Below are 3,419 nucleotides of genomic sequence, written 5' to 3'. Positions count from 1 at the left end.
CCCCCCCCCCCCCGCCCGCCCCCCCCCCCCCCCCCCGCCGGCCCGGCCCCGCCGCTACCGGAAACGGGGGCGCGCAGGGCCGGAAACGGGGTGACCCGGCGCCGGAAACGGGGATAGCGCCGGGCCATGCCCGGCGAGCGCAGCGGCGCGATCATTCGGTTGCAGCCGGCACACCCTGCAGCCGCAGCGTGGCCATCACGCCGAGGCGCAGGCCGGGCAGGTCGCCGTCGGCGGGCAGCAGGATCGCCTGCTGGCGGATGCCGCCGAAATACTTGACCTGGAACAGCACGTCCAGGCCATGGCCGCTGGCGCCGCCACCGCTGGCGGCCGGGGCGTCGGGCCTGCCGCCGGGGTTGCGCCGCGCCGGCTGGAAACCGGGCGTGCTGCGTACCAGTTCGGGGGTCGCTGCGGCAAAGTCGCCGGCGATCAGGCTGGGCATGCCGTCGGACGTGGCGCCGATCCAGGTCATCAGGTCGCTGGTCTGGTGCTGGCGTGCCGTGGCTTCGTCCGGGTCGGGGCGCAGGCGGGCCACATAGACGTTGAGCAGGGCCTCGCCCATCCGCAGGCGCATCATGCCGGCCGCGCTGAAGGTGCCGGGCGGATGCAGCAGGGTCACCCCGTCCTCGCTCACCGGCAGCCGGGTCAGCATCGCATTGCCGTGCCGCAGCGGCTGGCTGGGCGGGTCGGCGGTGACGAAATCGCAGCTGTAGCGCAGCCGGCTGGCCAGCCAGCAGGCGGGGTTGCGGCCCTGCTGCTGCTGCACCTGCTGCACCGAGATCACATCCGGCTGCAGTTCGGTCAGCAGCTGCAGCACCTGTTCGCGGCGCTGCTTCCACTGCGCGTCATCGCGGCTGGGCAGTTCCAGCGCGGCCACGGTCAGCTGCCGGCCCTCGTCTGCGGCGCTACCTGCCAGCGGCGTGGCCTGCGGTCGCGCCCACGCGGGCGCAGCCAGCAGCAGCACGAGGCAACCAAGCAGGAGGCGGGCAGGGGGGCGGTGGCGCATAACGATAAGTTTACGCTTTTGCCGTGGAGGTGCCGTGACTTCCGGCAGGGTTGCGATTGCCTGCCATGGATCGGCGGCCCTGTCATGCAGCCGTGCAGCGTGCTTAGCAGCCACTGCTTCCGTAAACTGCGCCTTTCGCTTTGCAGGAATGCCTTACAGGATGAGCCACGACGCAGTCGCCCCCATCGCCGGCCAGGGAAAGATGCCGCGCCAGATCCCCTACATCATCGGCAATGAGGCCTGCGAACGGTTCAGCTTCTACGGGATGCGCAACATCCTGGTGCAGTTCCTGATCACCTCGCTGCTGCTGCAGGAAATCACTGCAGAAGGCCGAGCCGGTGAAGCCAAGGACATCATGCACAGCTTCATGATCGGCGTGTACTTCTTCCCGCTGCTCGGTGGCTGGCTGGCCGACAAGTTCTTCGGCAAGTACCACACCATTCTCTGGTTCAGCCTGGTCTACTGTGCCGGCCATCTCTGCCTGGCACTGTTCGAGAACAGCCGCGAAGGCTTCTTCCTCGGCCTGGGCCTGATCGCGCTGGGTGCCGGTGGCATCAAGCCGCTGGTGGCCTCGTTCATGGGTGACCAGTTCGACCAGAGCAACAAGCACCTGGCCAAGTTCGTCTTCGATGCCTTCTACTGGATCATCAACTTCGGCTCGCTGTTCGCCTCGCTGCTGATCCCGCTGGTGCTGAAGAACTGGGGCCCGCAGTGGGCGTTCGGCATCCCCGGCATCCTGATGTTCATCGCCACCTTCGTGTTCTGGCTGGGCCGCAGGCGCTACGTGCTGGTGCCGCTGCCGCCGAAGGATCCGCATTCGTTCGCCAACGTGGTGCGCACCGCGCTGACCACGCGCGTGGCCGGGCAGGGCCGTCCGGGCCTGGCCATGGCCGTGGCCGGCGTGGTGCTGGCGGTGGCCTCGCTGGGCCTGGTCGGCAGCCTGGGCATCGTCATCTGCCTGTGCATCGCGCTGGTGCTGGTCCTGGCCGGCATCGGCGGCGGCACCTGGATGCAGCTGGACCGCGCCCGTGGCCAGCACCCGGCCGAAGCCGTCGAAGGCGTGCGCTCGGTGCTGCGCGTGCTGGTCATCTTCGCCCTGACCACCCCGTTCTTCTCGCTGTTCGACCAGAAGGCCTCGACCTGGGTCCTGCAGGGCCAGCAGATGCAGATGCCGAGCTGGTTCACCGCCTCGCAGATGCAGGCACTGAACCCGCTGCTGGTGATGATCCTGATTCCGTTCAACAACCTGGTGCTGTACCCGGCCCTGCGCCGCTTCGGCTTCGAGCCGACCGCGCTGCGCCGGATGACTGCCGGCATCGCCTTCAGCGGCCTGGCCTGGATTGTGGTCGGTGGCATCCAGGTGGTGATGGACGGCGGCAATGCCATGTCCATCTTCTGGCAGATACTGCCGTACGCGCTGCTGACCTTCGGTGAGGTGCTGGTCTCGGCCACCGGCCTGGAGTTCGCCTACAGCCAGGCGCCGCAGGCCATGAAGGGCGTGGTGATGAGCTTCTGGAACCTGACCACCACCATCGGCAACCTGTGGGTGCTGCTGTCGAATGCAGCCGTGCGCAACCACACGGTGACCGAGAAGATCGCCGGGACCGGCCTCAGCGAGGCGGCGTTCCTGATGTTCTTCTTCGCCGGTTTCGCGTTCGTTGCGGCGTTGGCCTTCGGTTGGTATGCGAAACGCTATCGTATGGTCGACAACTACCGCACTGCCTGAGCCTGAGCCGACATGACCCCCGTCAATCTGCTGTTGATCGCCATCACCGCCCTCCTGTCGTGGATGGCGTTCAACAACCGCAAGCTGGCCGACCGCCTGATCCTGTGGCCGCCGGCGGTGGACCGCCACCGCCAGTACGACCGCCTGATCACCTACGGCTTCGTGCATGCCGACTGGTCGCACCTGATCTTCAACATGATCACGCTGTTCTTCTTCGGCGGGCAGATCGAGAAGGTGATGCTGTCGTTGACCGGCAGCTGGCTGACCTACCCGGCGTTCTACCTGGGGGCGCTGCTGGTCTCGATCCTGCCGAGCTACCTGAAGAACCAGAAGAACCCGAACTACCTGAGCCTGGGTGCGTCGGGCGCGGTGTCGGCGGTGCTGTTCGCCTTCATCCTGCTCAGCCCGTGGACGATCATCCTGGTGTTCTTCATTCCGGCGCCGGCGATCATCTATGCCGTGTTCTATGTTGGCTACAGCATCTGGATGGACAAGCGCGGCGGCGACCGCATCAACCACAGCGCGCACCTGGCCGGTGCCGCGTTCGGCGTGATCTTCATGCTGGCCATGCAGCCGGCCATCTTCGGCCACTTCCTGGCGCAGCTGTCGAACCCGACGTTCGGGTTCGGCCGCTGAGGGGCGCGGGGGGGGGGGGCCCCGGGGCCCCCCCCCCCGCCGGGGCGGGCCGGG

Annotated in this window: 3 protein-coding genes; 2 read left to right on the top strand and 1 reads right to left on the bottom strand. The window is 67.7% G+C overall.

Translation table 11 applies throughout. The annotated features are described in order from the left end of the window. Positions 1-151 precede the first annotated feature (151 nt). Positions 152-1,003: an endonuclease/exonuclease/phosphatase family protein gene (locus tag IAE56_RS20695; RefSeq protein ID WP_200753809.1), complete on the bottom strand. Its 852-nt coding sequence runs from the start codon at positions 1,001-1,003 to the stop codon at positions 152-154. A gap of 160 nt (positions 1,004-1,163) precedes the next feature. Here IAE56_RS20695 and IAE56_RS20690 point away from each other — a divergent pair, with 160 nt between their 5' ends. Together IAE56_RS20690 and IAE56_RS20685 are read left to right on the top strand one after the other, a co-directional pair. After that, on the top strand, positions 1,164-2,729 hold the full coding sequence (locus IAE56_RS20690; RefSeq protein WP_200753808.1) for an oligopeptide:H+ symporter: 1,566 nt from the start codon (positions 1,164-1,166) through the stop codon (positions 2,727-2,729). Between the two features lie 12 nt (positions 2,730-2,741). Beyond that, positions 2,742-3,365: a rhomboid family intramembrane serine protease gene (locus IAE56_RS20685; protein WP_108769327.1), complete on the top strand. Its 624-nt coding sequence runs from the start codon at positions 2,742-2,744 to the stop codon at positions 3,363-3,365. Positions 3,366-3,419: the final 54 nt, after the last annotated feature.

Source organism: Stenotrophomonas sp. S41, assembly GCF_016624625.1.
Lineage (GTDB): Bacteria > Pseudomonadota > Gammaproteobacteria > Xanthomonadales > Xanthomonadaceae > Stenotrophomonas.
This window is presented reverse-complemented; position numbering and strand designations above follow the sequence as displayed.